This window comes from Sphingomonas turrisvirgatae (assembly GCF_001721295.1).
In the GTDB taxonomy this organism is placed as follows: Bacteria; Pseudomonadota; Alphaproteobacteria; order Sphingomonadales; family Sphingomonadaceae; genus Sphingomonas; species Sphingomonas turrisvirgatae.
On record NZ_MDDS01000067.1, the window covers coordinates 1 to 1,276 of the forward strand.

The 1,276-nt window shown below is 62.7% G+C and carries 1 protein-coding gene; it reads left to right on the forward strand.

What is annotated here, in order from left to right:
* The first annotated feature begins 63 nt into the window (after window positions 1-63).
* Window positions 64-1,241, forward strand: a protein-coding gene (locus tag BFL28_RS16745; RefSeq protein ID WP_119184636.1) for an IS3 family transposase whose coding sequence is annotated in 2 segments (ribosomal slippage) — window positions 64-328 and window positions 328-1,241 — 1,179 coding nt in all. Because the reading frame shifts where the segments join, the coding sequence is not laid out codon by codon here.
* The last annotated feature ends 35 nt before the right edge of the window (window positions 1,242-1,276 follow it).

The following is a 1,276-nucleotide window of genomic DNA, read 5'->3' on the forward strand; positions in this document are numbered from 1 at the left end:
TGATCTGCCCCCCGCTGAGTGGCCCGGAGACTATGATAGTCTGGACCACGAAAGGGACATTGAATGCCGAGCAAGAAGCACAAGCCGGAAGAGATTATCGGCAAGCTGCGTGAAGTTGAGATCGTGCTGGCGCAGGGCGCGAGCACAGCCGAGGCGTGCCGGCGGATCGCGGTCAGCGAGCAGACCTATTATCGCTGGCGCAAGGAATATGGCGGCCTGAAGACCGATCAGGCGCGGCGGATGAAGGATCTGGAGAAGGAGAACCAGCGGCTGCGCCGTGCGATCTCCGACCTGACGCTGGACAAGCTGATTTTGCAGGAAGCCGCGAAGGGAAACTTCTGAGCCCCGCGCGGCGACGGCGCTGCATCGATCATGTGCGACGCGAGCTTCCAGTCCTAGTATCCGAGCGACGGATATGCCGGGTGCTGGGGCAGCATCGATCGACACAGCGTAAAGCGCCACGCGGGGCGGATGACGAACAGGCGCTGACCGAGGACGTTATCGCCTTGGCAAAGCAATATGGCCGCTACGGCTATCGCCGGGTGACGGCGTTGCTGTGCAATGCGGGGTGGACGGTGAATCATAAGCGTGTCGAGCGGATATGGCGGCGCGAGGGGCTGAAGGTGCCGCAGCGCCAGCCAAAACGCGGGCGCCTTTGGCTCAACGATGGATCGTGCATCCGGCTGCGGCCCGAGTATCCGGGGCACGTGTGGGCTTACGACTTCGTCGAGGGGCGCACGCATGACGGCCGCAAGTTCCGCATCCTGACCATCATCGACGAGGCGAGCCGGGAATGTCTTGCGCTCGTCGTCGCGCGGCAGCTCAAGCATGAGGATGTTCTGGCGGCGCTCGCCGACCTGTTCGTCTCGCGCGGTCCGCCGGCACATATACGGTCCGATAATGGCAGCGAATTTATCGCGACCGCCGTCCAGAAATGGCTGGGGCAGATCGGCGTGAAGACGCTCTACATCACGCCGGGATCACCATGGGAGAATGGCTATAACGAAAGCTTCAACGGGTCGCTTCGCGACGAACTGCTCAACGGCGAGATCTTCTACAGCCTCGCCGAGGCTAAGGTGCTGATCGAAGCCTGGCGGCGGCACTACAACACCGTCCGTCCGCACAGCAGCCTCGGCTATCGACCTCCGGCCCCAGAAACGGCGACACCGCCATATCCGGCCTCCGGTTCCGCTTCGCTCCACCTCCGCCCGAATATGGCGGCGATGGGTTTAATCCACTAACAAACCATACGGCCCACTCGACGGGGGCAGGTCAG